At 72.8% G+C, this 16,843-nt stretch carries 13 protein-coding genes; 8 read left to right on the top strand and 5 right to left on the bottom strand.

Annotation, left to right across the window (positions count from 1 at the left end; all coding sequences use genetic code 11):
• Window positions 1-15: 15 nt before the first annotated feature.
• Window positions 16-618: a TetR/AcrR family transcriptional regulator gene (locus tag ACFV9J_RS27580; RefSeq protein WP_385358276.1), complete on the bottom strand. Its 603-nt coding sequence runs from the start codon at window positions 616-618 to the stop codon at window positions 16-18.
• Window positions 619-770: 152 nt separating this feature from the next.
• Here ACFV9J_RS27580 and ACFV9J_RS27575 point away from each other — a divergent pair, with 152 nt between their 5' ends.
• Together ACFV9J_RS27575 and ACFV9J_RS27570 are read left to right on the top strand one after the other, a co-directional pair.
• Window positions 771-1,418 (top strand): hypothetical protein, encoded by a 648-nt coding sequence (locus tag ACFV9J_RS27575; protein WP_385358273.1) that lies wholly within the window; start codon window positions 771-773, stop codon window positions 1,416-1,418.
• Window positions 1,419-1,446: 28 nt separating this feature from the next.
• Complete coding sequence (locus ACFV9J_RS27570) at window positions 1,447-3,054, top strand: alpha/beta hydrolase (RefSeq protein ID WP_385358271.1); 1,608 nt, start codon at window positions 1,447-1,449, stop codon at window positions 3,052-3,054.
• Window positions 3,055-3,072: 18 nt separating this feature from the next.
• Here the strand turns inward: ACFV9J_RS27570 and ACFV9J_RS27565 are convergent, their stop codons facing one another.
• The gene (locus ACFV9J_RS27565; RefSeq protein ID WP_385358269.1) at window positions 3,073-3,732 is read right to left on the bottom strand and encodes a hypothetical protein; all 660 of its coding nucleotides are present in this window, start codon (window positions 3,730-3,732) and stop codon (window positions 3,073-3,075) included.
• Between the two features lie 108 nt (window positions 3,733-3,840).
• Here ACFV9J_RS27565 and ACFV9J_RS27560 point away from each other — a divergent pair, with 108 nt between their 5' ends.
• Window positions 3,841-4,671 (top strand): tetratricopeptide repeat protein, encoded by an 831-nt coding sequence (locus tag ACFV9J_RS27560; protein ID WP_385358267.1) that lies wholly within the window; start codon window positions 3,841-3,843, stop codon window positions 4,669-4,671.
• Between the two features lie 119 nt (window positions 4,672-4,790).
• On the opposite strand, the gene ACFV9J_RS27555 is transcribed toward ACFV9J_RS27560, so the two are convergent.
• Window positions 4,791-5,120, bottom strand: coding sequence for a hypothetical protein (locus ACFV9J_RS27555; RefSeq protein ID WP_189747376.1), 330 nt, complete (start codon window positions 5,118-5,120; stop codon window positions 4,791-4,793).
• A 123-nt stretch (window positions 5,121-5,243) separates the two neighbouring features.
• Between ACFV9J_RS27555 and ACFV9J_RS27550 the strand changes: the two genes are divergently transcribed.
• The 5 genes from ACFV9J_RS27550 (at window position 5,244) to ACFV9J_RS27530 (ending at window position 15,022) form a co-directional block, all read left to right on the top strand.
• Window positions 5,244-5,636, top strand: coding sequence for a VOC family protein (locus tag ACFV9J_RS27550; protein WP_385358265.1), 393 nt, complete (start codon window positions 5,244-5,246; stop codon window positions 5,634-5,636).
• 219 nt (window positions 5,637-5,855) lie between these two features.
• Window positions 5,856-6,020 (top strand): alkyl sulfatase C-terminal domain-containing protein, encoded by a 165-nt coding sequence (locus ACFV9J_RS27545; RefSeq protein WP_385358262.1) that lies wholly within the window; start codon window positions 5,856-5,858, stop codon window positions 6,018-6,020.
• 141 nt (window positions 6,021-6,161) lie between these two features.
• Entirely contained in the window at window positions 6,162-8,705 is a 2,544-nt protein-coding gene (locus ACFV9J_RS27540) for a S8 family serine peptidase (RefSeq protein ID WP_385358259.1), read from the top strand.
• The gene (locus ACFV9J_RS27535; protein WP_385358257.1) at window positions 8,705-11,593 is read left to right on the top strand and encodes a VCBS repeat-containing protein; all 2,889 of its coding nucleotides are present in this window, start codon (window positions 8,705-8,707) and stop codon (window positions 11,591-11,593) included. The genes ACFV9J_RS27540 and ACFV9J_RS27535 overlap by 1 nt, the downstream gene beginning before the upstream one ends.
• An 81-nt stretch (window positions 11,594-11,674) precedes the next feature.
• Window positions 11,675-15,022 carry an ATP-binding protein gene (locus tag ACFV9J_RS27530; protein WP_385358255.1) on the top strand — a complete coding sequence of 1,116 codons (3,348 nt, stop codon included), beginning with the start codon at window positions 11,675-11,677 and terminating at the stop codon, window positions 15,020-15,022.
• Between the two features lie 29 nt (window positions 15,023-15,051).
• Here the strand turns inward: ACFV9J_RS27530 and ACFV9J_RS27525 are convergent, their stop codons facing one another.
• Together ACFV9J_RS27525 and ACFV9J_RS27520 are read right to left on the bottom strand one after the other, a co-directional pair.
• On the bottom strand, window positions 15,052-15,735 hold the full coding sequence (locus tag ACFV9J_RS27525; RefSeq protein ID WP_385358252.1) for a helix-turn-helix domain-containing protein: 684 nt from the start codon (window positions 15,733-15,735) through the stop codon (window positions 15,052-15,054).
• Window positions 15,736-15,909: 174 nt separating this feature from the next.
• Window positions 15,910-16,836, bottom strand: a complete 927-nt coding sequence (locus tag ACFV9J_RS27520; RefSeq protein WP_385358250.1) for an AraC family transcriptional regulator — start codon at window positions 16,834-16,836, stop codon at window positions 15,910-15,912.
• Window positions 16,837-16,843 lie beyond the last annotated feature (7 nt).

Genomic DNA, 16,843 nt, shown 5'->3' with positions numbered 1-16,843 from the left:
CACGCGCCGTCGCGATCAGGGTGTCCGTGCCGGACGGGGGCCGGTGGAGAGGACATGGTCGACGGCGGCGCCGAGGGTCTCGGTCTCGGCGACGAGGACGGGCTCGCCGGTGGGCAGGGCGCGTTCGACCGCGAGTCCGTTGAGGACGGTGAGCAGGAACCTGACGTTGCGGGTGTGGTCTCCCGGTGGCAGTGCGCCTTCCTCGGCGAGCACGGACAGCCAGAGTTCGACACGGCGCTCCGCCTCTCGCTCATGGCCGAGGTAGGCGGCGCGGACCTGTTCGGTCGGCTCGGGTTCGATGAAGGTCCGGTAGGTCGTGCCCCATGCGACGCGCGCGTCCTCGCCGGTGCCGAGCGGTGCGAGAACCTGCCGCAGGCAGTTCAGCAGCCGTTCGCGGGGCGGCAGTGTCCGGTCCCGGATCGGGTCGCCGGGCAGCAGGTGTTCGTAGATCCGCGCGAGCAAGCTGTCCTGCAGAGCGCGCTGGGTGGGGAAGTGGAACCTCAGCGAACCGGTGCTCACCCCCGCACGTGCGGCGACCGCGCGCACGCTCAGCTTCGCCGTCATGTCCTCGGCCATCATCTCCGCAGCGGCCTGGAGGATCTTCTCGCGTGTTTCCATGCTCCGCTCTCCCTCTCTTCTCCCAGCCCTCCCACTGTACTAGCACGCCGTACTAGTACGCCGTACTAGTGCAGTGTGCTAGCGTTTCTCTAACACGCTGTACTAGTGGGCTGGCGGCCGACGTCGCGGCCGATGCGCAGGAGGGGTGGACCATGACCTGGAAGCAGTGGGCGGCGTCGAAGCGCCTCAAGCCGGGAGACGGCAGGGAGCTGCAACGGTTCCGCTGGTACCAGCTCCCCCTGCGCTCCCTGTTCTGGCTACGGCTTCCCGGCGCCGGTGGGCACGCCCGCCTGCACGCCGTCGACGTACGGCACTGGGCGCGGTTGGACAACAGCAGGATCCGGGCGCACCTGTTCCTGGACGGCAGGCATGTGGCCGAGTCGAAACTGCCCGCGGTCTTCCCCGTCGACGGCGGCGTCATCGAGGTGGCGATGAGCAACTACGGCATCAGGCGCTGCCACTACCGCCCCTCGGGCGGACAGCCGCGTCAGCTCACGCCCGACCCGGCCTCGGCGGAGGGACGGCGGGCGCGCCTCGGTGCCGACCGTCCGGGACTGAGCCGGGCGATCGGCGCCGCATCGGTGGTGCTGCTGGTCATCGGTGTCGGCCTGAACCTGTTGCAGCTCGCCGAACCCGTCTCCCGCATTCCTCCCGTCATGCGGCGGGTCGGCACGTTCGAATCGCCGGTACACCTGCCGCTCTGGCTGAACCTCGCCCTGGGGGTCATGGCCGTTCTGGCGAGCATGGAGCGCGCGCTCCGCCTGCGGTACTCCTCGCTGCTCGACATGGCCGGTCACTGAACACGCGAACGACGAAAGGAAGATCAGCATGGTCCGGTCGAGGCCACGGCCCGCCGCCCGGTACGCGGCGGTGTTCGCCGCCGCCCTCATGGTCCTGACCGGGTGCTCGTCCGGCGCCTCGGGGCCGCGCGGCACGTCCGCGGGGGCCGCGTCGACATCCGTCCCGTCCCCGGACCCACCCACGTGGAAGGCGTGCGGGGACAACCTCGAATGCGCCACGATCAAGGTGCCGCAGGAATACACCGAGCCCGACGGCACGCAGATCCCGCTCGCGGTCATGCGGCACCGGGCCACCGATCCCGACCACCGCATCGGCACTCTGGTCTTCAACCCGGGCGGGCCCGGGGTCCCCGCCACCGAGACACTGCGCAATCTGCCCAAGACGGCCGGGACTCCCGGCGCCTTCTCGTCCGAGGTGCTCGCCAGATTCGACGTGATCGCGATGGACCCGCGCGGCGTCGGCGGATCGCAGGCCGTTCGCTGCCTGACCGACGAGCAGCGGGCCGACTTCGGCACTGCCTTCGACCCGGCCGTCCCCGGGGGCAGACCCCTGCCGCGGCTGCTGGCCGATGCCGCCGCGTTCACCGACGGCTGCGTCGAGCATCAGAGCAAGGCGTTCCTGGCCAGCCTGTCCACCGACAACGTGGCCCGCGACCTCGACCAGGTCCGCTCCGCGCTCGGCGAGGACGAGATCACGTACTACGGCCTGTCCTACGGCACCGTGGTCGGCCCGATGTACGCCACCCTGTTCCCGCACCGCGTCCGCCAGATGGTGCTCGACGCGCCCGTCGACACCGACCTGTGGTTCGGCGACTCCCTCGCCTTCCTCAACGACGTCGCCGTGGCGAGCGAACGGACGCTCGACGCCTGGTTCGAGACCTGCCGCACCGAGGGGACCGCGGTGTGCCCGTTCGGAGCGGGGGACCCGCAGTCGGCGTTCGACACCCTGATCGACACGCTGGAGGCGAAGCCGCTGAAGGCCGCACCCGCCGAGGGCACCGCCCCGGGCGGCGAACTCGACGGCGCCATGGCCCTGGAGGCCACCCGGGCACTGGCCGGCGACCAGCACACCTGGCCGCTGCTGACCTCGGCGTTGCTGGCCGCGCAGAGCGGCAACGGCGCACCCCTGTACACCCTGTGGAGCAGCGTCACAGTGTCCCCCTTCCCCGTCCCCACCGCGATGTTCGAAGCCCACACCGCGGTGCGCTGCGCCGACTGGCGGACACCGACCGGCATCGCCGCGCACAAGGCCGCGGCCGCCAAGGCCGTTGCCGAGGCCAAGCGGATCGGGACCCGGGCGGCCTACTCCGCGCTGAACTGCGCCCGGTGGCCCGCGCCGAACAAGGACCGCGTCACCGAGCCGCTCACGGGCGCCGGTTCGCCGCCGTCACTGGTGGTCGCGGGCCGGCTGGACCCCGTCACCCCGCATCACTGGGCCGAGAACATGACCCGAGTCCTGGACTCCGCGGTCCTGCTCACGCGTGAGGGAGTCGGACACGGCTCCTACGGCACCAACTCGTGTGTCGACAGCGCGGTCGACGCCGCCCTCATCCACGGCACCCACCCCGCCGACGGCACCGTGTGCGAGACGGACACGCCCGCCACCACCCGCCCCCTCGTCCCCGCGAACCGTTGAGCCACGCCAGGCCCTGGGTCAGCCGCCCACGTCCACGTGGTTGTCGGGGGCCCCGTCGCCGAACGGCGGCAGGTCGCCGCGCTCGACCGGCGTGGCGGGCGCCGGTTCGACGGAGGGCAGGAGGCGGTCGGTCTCGGCGGCGTCGGGGCGGTGGGCGGCGAGCGCGGCCGCGCGCAGGACGTCGCGCGGTACGGCGTCCTGCTCGGCGGAGACGCGTACGACGTGCCCCTCCTCGGGCAGCGCGTACTCGTGCCGTCCGGCCCCGGTGCGGTACCAGGCGCCACCGTCGCGTTCGCAGGTGGTGTGCTCGCCGGACATGTCGCCGACGGGCTGCTCGGGGCAGGTGCCGGCGGTGATCGTGCCCCGGTCGACGGCGAGCCGCAGCAGCGCGTTGGTCTCGCCGTCGACCCAGGTGGCGGAGAAGCCGTCGTCGCCGAGGACCCCGACGGACTGCTGGGCGAGGGTGAAACCGGGGGCCTCGGTGACGTAGACCAGTTCGGGGGCCACGCCCATCGCCTGGGCGCGGGAGGCGAGTTCGCCGGTGTCGGGGGCCGCGGCCGGGGCGGCGGCGGAGGCGGGGCCGGACGGACCGGGGCCGCCCGCCTTCTCGGAGCCGCAGGCGGTGAGCAGCAGCGGGGCCAGCACCAGCACCGGCAGGACACGCGCGTGACGAATCATGCGGCCATCCTGCCGTACGGGTGTTCGCCCCGGGGGCGACTTCGGTGGGGCCTGGTCCAGCCTGGCCGCGCCCCGAGCAGCCTGTGCGGCATCCGTATGCTCCCGGGCATGAGACTCTTCCGGTCGCGCCGCCGAAGCGACGCCGAACGAATGACGGGAACACCGGTGGCCGATGCCAAGGCCCTTTATGAGGCCGGGCGTTACGCCGAGGCGGAAGCCGAAGCCCGGACCGTGAGCCGATCGCGGCCGCGCGACGACGTGTACGGAGCCGTGGCGCTGAACATCGCCGCGCTCGCGACGGGTGCCCAAGGCCGCCACACCGAGGCTCTCGCCACCTATGACGAAGCGCTGCCCGTCTTCGGCAGGATATTCGGAGCCGATCACTGGCTGACGTTGAAGCTGCGCTCGGACCGCGCCCAGCAGATGATCTCGCTGGGCCGGCACGCCGAGTGCGAGGCGGAATGTGCCGCCGTCGCCCGGGCCGCGGTGCGCGGTACCGGCCCGGAGATGGCACGCCTGGCAGCGGCCGCCCGAAACGGACAGGTCTTCGCCCTCAACGCGCAGGGGCGGCACCAGGAGGCGGAGGCGCTCGCCCGCGAGGCCCTGGCCGCCCATCGCGAGCGTGACCGGATGTCCTTGGTGCTGCGACTCGGTCTGGCTCGCAGCCTGAGCGGCCAAGCCCGCCACGAAGACGCCCTCACCGAGGCACGGGGCGCCGAAAAGCTGCACCGCTCGCTTCCCGACCACCAGCGCCTTCCAGAAACGGGCGCCGTCGAACTGGCCTTCGCCACTGCCCAGTTCGGGTTGGGACGCGTTCCCGATGCCCGTCGTCGGGCCGCAGTCGCTCACGATGCCTGCCTGGCCTCCTTCGGCCCGGACCACCGCCGCACCGCCGAAGCCCGAACGCTGCTCGAGCGCATCGACGGCACTCGACCGTAGGCCGCGGCCCCCACCGGGCGGACGATACGGGGCCACCCCAGTCAACGGCCCAGAACGTCTCCGAGTAGACGAAAACACCCGTCATCCACGGCTCGTTCACCCGACCTGACGAAGCCGTACTAGGGCTGGTGGGCGGCGGCGTCCTTCGTCAGCTTCACGGCCTGGCGCAGGCTGAGTCCGGGGGCCGCCTCGCGCAGGGTCTTGACGGCCCGGACGGAGTCGACGGGACCCTCGTGGCCGGCCGCGGCGAGGCGTTCGTGCACCCAGCGGGCGAGCAGTGCGGCGTCGGGCTCCGCGGCGGCCTGCTCGACCAGGGCGGCGGCGCGCTCCAGTCCGGGCCGTTCCTCCGGCGTCGCCTCGGCGAGCGCCTGACGGATGCGGTGGGCGACGACGTCCGTGTCGCGCAGGACGAGGACGTTGAGTTCCGGTGGGGCGAGTCGTCCGAACATGCAGCCATGATCGACGGGACACCCCGTGCCGTTCAACGGACTTGAGGAGCATCTGAGGCGCGCGGCGGCCGGGTGTCCGTTTTCTTCAAGACCGGGCTCGCACGCCCCGTCTACGGTGAGCCCATGACCGCACGATTCGACGCCATCGGCCTCATCGTCTCCGACATGGCCGCCTCCGTGACCTTCTACCGCCGGCTCGGCTTCGCCTTCCCCGAGGGCTCCGAAGGACAGCCGCACGCCGAGGCCCCACTGCCGGGCGGCATCCGGCTGCTCCTGGACACCGAGGACTCCGTCCGTTCCTTCACCCCCGGCTGGCAGCCGCCGGCCGGTGGCGGGCGGCACTCCCTCGCCCTGCTGTGCGACACACCCGCGGAGGTGGACGCCTGCTACGCGGAGCTGACGGGCGCCGGGTGCAAGGGCGAGCGCGAGCCCTGGGACGCCCCCTGGGGACAGCGGTACGCCGTCGTCAACGACCCGGACGGCCACGGCGTCGACCTGTTCGCACCACTGGCTTGACCCTGTTGGCGCCCTCTCCCGGCAGGCACACCGACAGAAGTCCTGATCGCACGCAATTTCTCGTTTACGAGCACATCTTCCGTCGCGAGCCGAGCGCCGTCGCGGCGAAGGACGGGACCGTTGTCTGGGACAACGACACCTACGCGTTTCTCGATGGGGACGCTCCTGGGACCGTGAATCCGAGTTTGCGCAGAGAAGGTCGCGCACCTCACTCCCCCGATGTTGTTCGACGCGCTCGCACTCCCGGCCCTCGCCGCCGGCAACGTGACACCAGCCGCCCTGGCAGCAGCCGGTAGCAACGCCACCGGCGACACCTCGGTCCGCGACCGCCTCGCCGCCGTACTCGATCCCGGCGATCAGAACTTCCCCATCGTCACCCCCTGATGCCCGGCGTGACACGCCGTCTCTCAGCCCCTCCTGATCAGCATCCCCGAAAACGTCGGGCAACGCGGCTCTGTAATGCCCGAGTAACGCCGCCCGCCTAGCGTCCGGGCTCCCCCGTTTCGTCCCTGGAGGAGCACCCAGATGCACCTGTCCCGATCGCGCCGGCGGAGAACCGCCGCATGGGCGGCAGCAGCGCTCACCGTCACGGGCCTGCTGATCGGCCCTCCGTCCGCGGCCGCCGCCGGTGGCCCGGCCGCTCCGGTCGACTCCGCCCTGCTGAAGGCCGTGGACAAGGGCGGCGAGAGTTCGTTCTTCGTCGTCCTCAAGGGCAAGGCCGACCTCACCCCCGCCAAGCGCAAGCGCGGCCATGCCGCGCGGACGGAGTCCGCGTTCAACGAGCTGAAGACGAAGGCCCACGAGAGCCAGCAGTCGCTGAACAGCTTCCTCGACAAGAAGAAGGTCGGCCACCAGGACTTCTGGATCGCCAACGCGGTCAGGGTCACGGGGGGCCAGGACCTCGTCGAGCAGTTGGCGAAGCGCTCGGACGTGGCGCGCATCGTCAAGGAGCAGCACTACAAGCTCGACGACATCGAGTCGAAGCCCACCGAGGCCCAGACGAAGGCGGCGGTCAAGGCCGCGGCCGAGGAGGTCGGCACCCCCGAGTGGGGCGTCGGGGACATCAAGGCCGACCGGGTCTGGGACGAGTACGAGGATCGCGGCGAGGGCATCGTCATCGCCAACATCGACTCCGGCGTCCAGTACGACCACCCGGACCTGGTCGACAACTACCGGGGCAACAACGGCGACGGCTCCTTCACCCACGACTACAACTGGTTCGACGCCAGCGGTCAGTGCCCCACCGACGCCCCCTGCGACAACAACGGCCACGGCACGCACACCATGGGCACCATGGTCGGCGAGAACGGCGTCGGTGTCGCCCCGAACGCGACCTGGATCGCGGCCAAGGGCTGCGAGACGGACGAGTGCTCGGACGGGTCGCTGCTCGCGGCCGGCCAGTGGATTCTCGCGCCGACGGACGCGAACGGGAAGAACCCGCGCCCGGGCCTCGCCCCGAACATCGTCAACAACTCCTGGGGCGGCGGCGACACGACGTTCTACCAGGACATCGTCGAGGCGTGGAACGCGGCCGGGATCTTCGAGGCGTTCGCCTCCGGCAACGACGGCGACGGGAAAACCTGCTCCACGGGCCACGCTCCCGGTTCGCAGGCCCCCTCCTACGGCGTCGGCGCCTACGACTCCAGCGGCAGGATCGCCGACTTCTCCGGCTTCGGCCCGTCGCTCGTCGACGGCTCCATGAAGCCGAACATCTCGGCGCCCGGCGTCGACGTCCGCTCCACCTGGCCGGGCAACTCGTACAACACGATCTCCGGTACGTCGATGGCGACCCCGCACGTCGCCGGTGCGGTGGCCCTGCTGTGGTCCGCGGCCCCCTCGCTCATCGGTGACATCGACACCACCCGCGCGCTCCTCGACGACGGCGCGGTCGACGTGGACGACACCCACTGCGGCGGCACCGCCGACGCCAACAACGTCTGGGGCGAGGGCAGGCTCGACATCTTCGCCTCCGTCGACAAGGCCCCGCACACCGCCGCGACGATGACCGGCCAGGTCACCGACAAGGCCACCGGCGCCGCCCTGACCGGCATCACCGTGCAAGCCACCGGTGCCACCGGAACCCGCGCGGTCAGCACCATCGACGGCGGCTCCTACCGGCTGACCCTGGCCCCGGGCACGTACTCCTTCACGCTCAGCGGTTACGGCTACGCCCCGGCCAGCGTCTCCGGCGTCGAGGTCACCACCGGCCAGCGTCTCAGCAAGGACTTCTCACTCGACGCGGTGCCCGCGCACAAGGTCTCCGGCAAGATCCTCGATGTCCGGGGCCGCCCGCTCGCCAAGGCCTCCGTCCAGATCAGTGGCTCCCCGGTCCCGGCGGTCACCACCGGCACCGACGGCACCTACACCCTGCCGACCGTCGCCGAGGGCACCTACACCCTGAGCGTGGCGCCGGCCGCCCCGGTCCTGTGCAACGGCAACTCGCGCGGCTCGCTGACCGTCGACGACGACGAGACCGCCGACGTCAGGCTCCCGAACCGCACCGACGCGTACGGCAACACCTGCGCCCCGGCCGCGTACTCCTGGATCAAGGGCTCCACCAAGGTGGCTCTCTCCGGTGACGAGGACGCCAAGACGGTCGCGCTGCCCTTCCCGGTCAAGCTGTACGGCGTCCCGTACACCAGCGCCTCCGTCACCACGAACGGTCTGATCAACTTCCTGGAGCCGCGCATCGGCGACTACGCCAACACCGCGCTCCCCTCGGCCGCCCGGCCGAACGGCACCGTCGCCGCCCTCTGGGACGACCTGGTCCTCGACAAGAAGTCCAGCGTGCAGACCGCGGTGAAGGGCGCGAAGGGCAACCGCGCCTTCGCCATCGTCTGGAACAACGCCGCCTATGCCGACGGCACGGCCGGCCGCGCCACCTTCGAGGCCGTCTTCGACGAGGCCACCGGCTCGGTCACCCTCCAGTACAAGTCCGTTGCCGACCGCGGCGCGGGCGCGACGGTCGGCATCGAGAACCAGACCGGTGACGACGCCCTCCAGTACTCCTTCGACCAGTCGGTGCTCACCGCCGGCTCGGCCGTCCACATCGCGCAGGAAGTCAAGTGATGAGAGCCCACACCTCACGGCGCGCCCTGCGGCTCGCCTCCGGACTGGTCGCGGCCGGCCTGGCGCTCACCGCCGCCCCGCACGCCCTCGCCGCCGACAGCGGTGACTCCCACGGCATGCGCCTGACCGCCGCTCAGGCGAAGAAGCTGTCGGACCGCCTCCAGGTCGACCTGTACGGGGACGACGCGGCCGACACCACCAAGGATTCCTCAACCGGCTCCGCGAAGGACAGCGGCACCGACGGCGCCTCCAACGTCACCCTGACGCAGAAGTCGACCGTCGAGGGCGTGCGGGGCTTCGGCGCCACCGTGCCCGTCGGCAACAAGAGGGGCGACTACTTCACCCTGCACAGCCTGGGCCACGTCGCGCGCACCACCGCCGACGGCACCGAGCAGTGGAGCCGGGACAACACGTCCCTGTACGCGGACTGGGGCATCAAGCCACTGCGCGTGTGGGACACCGAGCTGTACCCGCCGCGCGTGCTCATGGGCTACAACGCCGTCAGCCCGTTCACCCCCGCCTCCGACCAGGGCCACGACAGCGGAGACCTGTCCGGTGACGGCGTGCCCGACGTCGTCTTCGCGGCGAGCGTGGGCGACAACCCGCCCACCGGAGTCCGCATACCGGGTACCACGATGACCTCCGGCACGGTCGTCACCGTCCTCGACGGCAAGACCGGCAGGACGCTCTGGTCGAAGGTGTACGCGTTCGCCACCCTCGTCAAGATCGTCGACGGCACCCTGCTGGTCGGCGACGCACCCCGGCAGAACGACAGCGCTCCGGCCGCCGCCACCGCCAAGTTGACCGGCACACGCTTCTCGTACGCCGACGGCGAGCTGACCGAGTCCAGCACCTGGACGTACGACACGGAAGAGGTCCAGCCGGCCACCTGGGGGGCGATCGAGGACCTCGGCAACGGGAAGGTCGCCGCCACGTGGGACCTGCGCAAGACGGACATCACCACCCCGCGCGGTCGCACCCTCGTCCTCGACACCGGCGACGGCTCCGTCGTCTGGCAGAAGGACAGCGCGCTCTACGGGCGCCAGCTGCGCCTGGACGCCGGCCGCAACCAACTCGTCGCGCTGGAGCAGGCCGACCCCAACGACGAGATCCGCTACGAGGTCGCCGCGTACGACCTCGGTGACGGCCGCCGCACCACGCTGGACAGCCGCGTCAACGTGCTCCCCACCGCCTTCACCGTCGGCGACCTGACCGGCAACAAGAAGGTCGAGTACGCGGTCAGCGAGTCCTCCCTCACCGACAACCTGTACGTGAACGCCGCCACAATCCGGGTCCTGGACGGTTCGGACCCCGAGACCGCGCTGTGGCAGCACACCACCAAGCGGGACCCGGACAACCCGGAGAACGGCCCCAGCACCTGGCGGCTCGACGTCGTCGACAAGCAGCTGGTCGCCGCCGCGCAGGACGACGCCGACATGGGCACCTCCCGCAACGTCAGCGGGCGGTACGGGTCGCTGACGGTCTTCTCCGGCAAGGGGAAAGTGCGCTGGCAGACCAAGGGCGCCACCGCGTCTCCCCTCTTCCAGGACATCTTCAAGGACAAGAGGGGCCGGCACATCCGCGTCGTCGACGGCGACCAGAACGTCCGCACGTACGACTTCGCCGGCGGCACGCAGCAGCGGCTGACACCCCTTCAGGGCGACATGTCCTACGCGCAGGCCGTGGACGTCGACGGTGACAAGAAGCCGGACTTCGTGGGCGGCGGCAACTCCAACGGCCTGTTCGCCTACTCGGGCACCTCGCTGGTCGACGGCGAGCCGAAGAAGCTGTGGCAGGCCACCCTGCCCGGCGCGGTGCACCGCATCGAGACCGCGGACGTCACCGGCGACAGGAACCCGGAGATCGTCGTCGCCGCGGACAGCGCCGTCGTCGTCCTGAACCCGCGGACCGGCGAGATCCTGAAGACCATCGACGGCGGCGGCCGGTTCGTGCGGTCCGTCGTGCTCGCGGACGTCGACGGCGACAGGAAGGCCGACGTCCTCGTCCCGACCGACGCCCTGCGCGCCTACAAGGGCAACGGCAAGGCGCTGTGGACGTACTCCGCGCCCGAGAGCGCCGGTGACGTCCTGTTCTCCGACCCCTCGACGGCCGACGGCAACGTGTACGCGCAGTACACCGGCGCCGACTCCCTCGGCCTCGACGCCCCCGCCATGAAGGCCGTCCAGCTGGACGCGAAGACCGGGGCGCTGGGCTGGGCCCAGGAGCCGAAGGCGCCCGCCGGCTCCCAGGACGGCCGGCTGCACGGCGGGATCCTCGACCGCGCGGTGTACGCCTCGCCCGAGATCCCGTACGCCGACGGACACGCCGTCGTATACACCTGGATCGCGTGGACACCGGCGGGGGTCAGCGGGGCCGACGCCTTCAGCCCGCACAACGTCATGGAGATCCGCGACGGCCGCACCGGTGAACTGCTGCACAGCACCGTCATGGGAGGGCTGTGGACCCACAACAACTACTTCGCCGGTGACGGCGTCCTGCTGCAGGCCGGCACGTCCGCGCTCCGCACCTTCGCGGCCGACGGCGAGGACCACACCGTGTTCCTGACGCCCGCCAGCGCAGTCGGCGGATGGCTGACCGGCCCCGGTGGCCAGAAGCTGGTCGGCACCGGTGTCCAGGGCGGCTTCTACCTGTGGGACCCGAACCTGGTGGGGACCGACGCCCTCTACCCGCCCGCGCTGGGACGGACCCCGGGGTACAGCGCGGCGCGCAACTACCTCGCCGCCGACTTCGACGGTGACGGGACCGACGAGGTCGTCCTGCTCAACTTCGACGACCGGGGCGCGGACCAGACCGCCGAGCAGCTCGGCGGACGCTACCTCATCCAGAACGACGGGACTCCGAAGATGATCGCCTTCAAGCTCTCCTGAGCCCGTCCCACCGCGTGGTCCGAGGACCCTCCGGGCACTGCCCGGAGGGTCCTCGACGTGTCCGGTTACAGTGGCGCCCTCATGAACGCGCGCCAGACAGCGGGCAACGACCCGGCAGCACCACTGCTCCTCATACGCCTTCTCGGTGGCTTCGACGTCACCCGTGACGGCGGGCCCGAGCCCGTCGCGCGGTGGCCGAGAACGACCGCCCAGGCGCTGGTGAAGCTGCTGGCGGTGTCCCCCGGGCACCGGCTCCATCGTGAGCAGCTCATGGAGGTCTGCTGGCCGGACACCGACGCGCAGGCCGCCCAGGGCAGTCTGCGCGTCGCCCTGCACGCCGCACGCCGGGCCCTGGAACCCGAGCTGGCCCCGCGCGCAGCGTCCTCCTACCTCGTCTCGAACGGGGCCCTGCTCTCCCTCGATCCCCATACGGTGTGGATCGACGCGGACCACGCGCAGGAAGCCGCGCAGGCCGCCCTGACCGCCGGCGACCCGGACGCGATCGCCCGGGCGCTGGAGCTGTTCTCCGGTGAACTGCTGCCCGAGGACCGCTACGCCGACTGGGCCGAGGTCCGCCGCTCCGAGCTGGCCGCGCTCAGGGAGAAGCTGCTCCTGGGGCTCGCCTCGGCCCACCTGGAGGCGGGCGCGGCCGACGAGGCGGTCGCCGTCGCCGAGCAGGTGCTCGCGACGAGCCCGGCCGAGGAGCTGGCACACCAGGTGCTCGTCGACGCGTTCACCCGGAAGGGACTGCGGCGGCGCGCGGTACGGCAGTACCACGCCTGCCGGTCCGCGCTCGCCGCGGAGCTGGGTGTGCGACCGGGCCCGGAGACCGAGCGCCTGCACCGGGCCGCGCTGGCGGCGGCACCGCCCGTCCGGCTCCCGTCCGCACCTTCGCTCCCCACCTCTCTGCGGGCCCCGGCCGCCACCCCGTTGCGCGGGCGCGAGGCCGTGCTCGGCCGGCTGCTCGCGACGGACGGCTCCGCCGTCGTCACGGTACTCACCGGTGAGGCCGGGGTCGGCAAGACCCGGCTGGTCGCCGAGGTGGCCCGGCAGGCGGCGACGCTCGGCACCGCCGTCCTGTGGGGCGGCGGCCACGACGCGGAAGGACACACCCCGTACGGGGCCTTCGCCGAGGCCCTGGACGGCTGGCTGGCCGAGCACGACGAGGCGGAACGCGCCCGCGTCGGCGGGGAGTACCCGGAACTGGCCGCGTTCCTGCCCGCTCTGGGCCGGGTGCGGGCGGGCTCCGAGCGCAGTCCCGAGGAGGAGCGGGACCGCCTCTTCCGCGCCACGGCGGGCCTGCTCGGCGAGCTGGCCTCCGTGCAACCGGTGCTGGTCGTGCTCGACGACCTCCACGCGGCGGACCTGGGCTCCTTCCAGCTGCTGAGCCACCTGTCCCGGCGGGCGGCGCAGGCGGACGGCCAGCGTTTCCTCGTCACGTACCGCGAGGAGGAGATACCCGACGGCGATCCGCGCCGCACCGGCCTGTCCTCTCTGTTCCGCCAGGGCCTGGCCACCCGCGAGGACGTGCCGCGCCTGGACCGGGCGGCATGCCTCGCCGTCGTGCGCGACACGGTGGAGGTCACGGCCGCCCGCGCCTCGGACACCCCGGCCAGAGTCTGGGAACTGTCCCTCGGCAACCCGCTGTTCGCCGTCGAGCTGGCCCACGGGATGGCCGAGGGCGCCGGCACCGTGGCACCGGACGGGGTGCGGCAGCTGGTCACGGACCGACTGGCGCGGCTCGACCACGACGCCCGGAGAATCGTCGAGGCGCTGTCCGTGGCCGGGCCCGAGACATCGTTGTCAGAACTGCTCGACGTCGCCGCGCACGGGCTGCACCCCGCCGTCACCGGGGGCGCCGCCACCGACGCGCTGGAACGGGCCATGGCCGCCTCGCTCATCGAGGAGCGGGACATCGTGGTGGGCGGGCAGCACGAGGCGGGGCTGACCTTTCGCCACCCGCTGGTCCGCCTCACCTGCTACGAGACGCTCTCCGGCGTCCGCCGCAGGCAGTTGCACGGCGCGTTCGCGCAGGCGGTCCTCCACCGCCGCCCCGACGCCGTGGACACCCTCGCCTCCCACTTCACGCGCGCCGACGACCCGCGCGCCGCCGAGTATCTGCGCCGCGCCGCCGCCCGGGCCGCCGCGCTCTTCGCCAACGACACCGCCGACCGCTACTACCGCGACCTGGTCGCGCGGCTGGACGTGGACGCCGCCCGCGCCCGCCTCGCCCACAGCCAGGTGCTGCGCCGCATGGGCAACTTCGCCCAGGCGGCCGAGGTACTGCGCCTCGCACTCGAGGAGTTCGTCCGACGCGGCGACCACGAGGACGTCGTGCTCACCGCCGCCTGGCTCGCCGACACCCTGGGCCGCAGCGGCCTGCCCGACGCCGGCCGGCAGGTGCTGGCCGCGCACCCGGTGACAGCGGACACCCCACCGGAACCGGCCGCCGGCCACTACTTGGCCCAGGCGGTGCTGTGCCGCATCCAGGGGCGTTACGAGGACGCCCAGCCGGCCGCCGGGCGGGCCCTGGCCGCCGCACTGCGGGTACCAGGGAAGCCGGGGGAGGGGCTGTTGGCCCGGGTCCACTCGCTGCGGGCCAGCGTCCTCGGGCTCAGCGGGCGGCTGGACGAGGCCCGCGAGGCGGCCGACCTGGCGCTGGCCCCGGCCGAGGCCTACGGGGACCCGACCCTGCTCGGCTCGGTGCTCTCGACCCTGCGGGAGAATGAGCGGCGGAGCGGCCGGCTGCGTGCGGCCGTAACCACCGGGCAGCGGGCCCTCGATCTCGTCGAGCAGTCGGGCGACCTGGCCGGGGCCGCCTTCGAACAAGCCAATCTTGCCGAACTGTGGCTGCTGCTGGAGGAGTTCGACACCGCGCGCACGCTCGCCGAGGCCGCGGTGGCGGGCGCCCAGCAAGACGACGCCTGGTGCCTTCCGTACACCCTGGCGGCCCTCGCACTGGTCCGGATGCGCACCGGGGGCGCCCGGGACGCCACCGCCCTGCTGGACCGGGCGCAGTCGTCGCCAGGACTCGTGGACCGGCAGGCGGGCCACGAGGTGCGGGCGGCCCGCACCGAACTCTCCCTGCGTGAAGGGCTCCCGGACCACGCGCAGCGCGCCCTGGAAGGCCACGAGCGGGACGTGCCGGTGCTCGCGGCCTGGGCGGAGCTGCACCGCGGCAGGGCGGAATCGGCGCGGCGGCTGGCCGGTGCGGAGGTCGACCGGGCCGCCCGCACGGGCGAGCGCATCGCGGAGGTGGACGCACGAACGGTCCTGGCCCTCGCCCTGTTCCGGCTCGGCGACGGCGAGGCCGCCCGGCATGCGCTGACACGTGCGGACGACCTGGCACGGGCGATGCCCTACCCGATGGGCATGACCCACACGGCCGAGGTGCGCCGGCTCATGGAGACGGAGCCGGACGCCCCGTAGGTGGTCAGCCGGACGCAAGGTCCGACGGCCTAGCCACGCAGCAGCTCACCGGGGGTCGCACCCGCCAACTCGCGCACGTCGCGCGCCAGATGGGCCTGGTCCGCGTAGCCGGTCAGGGCGGCCGTCTCGGCGAGGGGTGTGCCGTCCCTGGCCAGGGTGAGGGCCCGTTGCAGTCGCCGTACGCGGGCCAGCGTCTTGGGGCCGTAGCCGAAGGCGGCCAGCGAGCGGCGGTGCAGCGTGCGGGCTCCGATGCCGAGGGCGTCGGCGGTGGCGGCGACCGGGCGGCCCGCGTCGAGGGCGGCGACGATCCGGACCAGCAGCGGGTCGGGCGGCCCGGTCTCGGCGGCGCGGGACAGCGCGGCGTCCTCCAGGCCGGTCGCCGGGTCGGGGGCCGCGTTCACCCGGGCGGTGAGGTGCCGTGCGCGGGCGGCGGGCCAGAGGTCGGAGAGGTGGACGCGCCGGTCGCGCAGTGCGTCGGCGGGGACGCCGAGGAGGGCGGGCGCGGTGCCGGGGTAGAAGCGGACGCCGGCCCAGGGGCCCGGGGCGCCCTCGGTCACGTAGGCGTGGGTGTCGGGGCCCGCGACCAGCAGCCGTCCGTCGTGCCAGAGCAGATCCATGCAGCCGTCGGGCAGGATGCGCCCGGGGCCGGACCCGGCCGGGGTGTTGGTCCACACCATCGCCCCGGTCAACCGGGACACCCGCTCCACGTACACGCGTGCCAGGTTACGCCGCCCCAGCCGCGGGCAGCCGCCCCAGCTGCGGGCAATCGCCGTAGCTGCGGGCAGTCGTGCCGCTGGGGCGGCACGGGTGGGCGCAGCGGCACCCCGCACCGCCGGGCAGCGCACCCCCTGGCCGGCACCGGCCCCGCACCGGAGCCGGGCCCCCGCTCAGGTCCGGTACTCCTGCGGGCTGACCCCGTACTCCCGCTTGAACGCCGCGGACAGCGCGAACGCGCTCCCGTAGCCGACCCGGCGGGCGATCGCGCCGAGGGTGTCCTCGCCGTCCCGCAGCCGGTCGGCGGCCAGGGCGAGGCGCCAGCCGGTGAGGTACGCCATGGGCGGTTCGCCGACCAGGTCGGTGAAGCGGCGGGCGAGCGCGGCGCGCGAGACGCCGGTCTTGGCGGCGAGCGACGCGACCGTCCACGGGTGCGCCGGGTCGTCCTGGAGCAGCCGCAGTGCCCGGCCGACGACCGGGTCGCCCAGGGCCCGGTACCACGCGGGGGCCTCGGCCGACGGACCGGCGAACCAGGCCCGCAGCGCGGCGATGACCAGCAGGTCCAGGAGCCGGTCCAGGACCACCTCCTGGCCCGGCTCGTCCCGCGTCACCTCCGTCATCAGCAGGGGTGTGAGCGGGTTGTCCCAGCCCTCGGAGGTAAGGGACAGCAGCGGGGGCAGCGCGTCGAGGAGCCGGCCGCCGATCTCGCCACGGACGAGGTAGGTGCCGATCAGGAGGACCGCCTCGCCGTCGGCGCGGTCGCCCCAGGTGCGTACGCCGAGGTCCATCGAGCCGTTGAGGGGCCGTCCGTCGGGGTAGCTGCACGCGCCGCCCGGCAGGATCACCGCCTGCGGTGCGGTGCCGGGGTCGTCGGCGCAGACGTACGGGTCGGGGCCGCGCGCGACGGCCAGGTCCCCGGCCCGCAGCCGCAGCCGCTCCCCCGTGTCCGGCACGATCCAGGCGTCGCCGCGGACCATCAGCATCACGGTCAGCGGCGCCCGGTCCTCCACGCGCACCGCCCAGGGCGGGTCGAAACAGGCGCGGATCATGAAGGCGCCACGGGCCCGAGGGCCCTCCAGCAGTCCGGCGAGTGCGTCCACGGGGCCA

This window comes from Streptomyces sp. NPDC059906 (assembly GCF_042730645.1).
GTDB lineage: Bacteria > Actinomycetota > Actinomycetes > Streptomycetales > Streptomycetaceae > Streptomyces > Streptomyces rubrogriseus.
The sequence above is the reverse complement of the archived record's forward strand: the minus strand, read 5'-3'. Positions and strand labels throughout refer to the sequence as shown.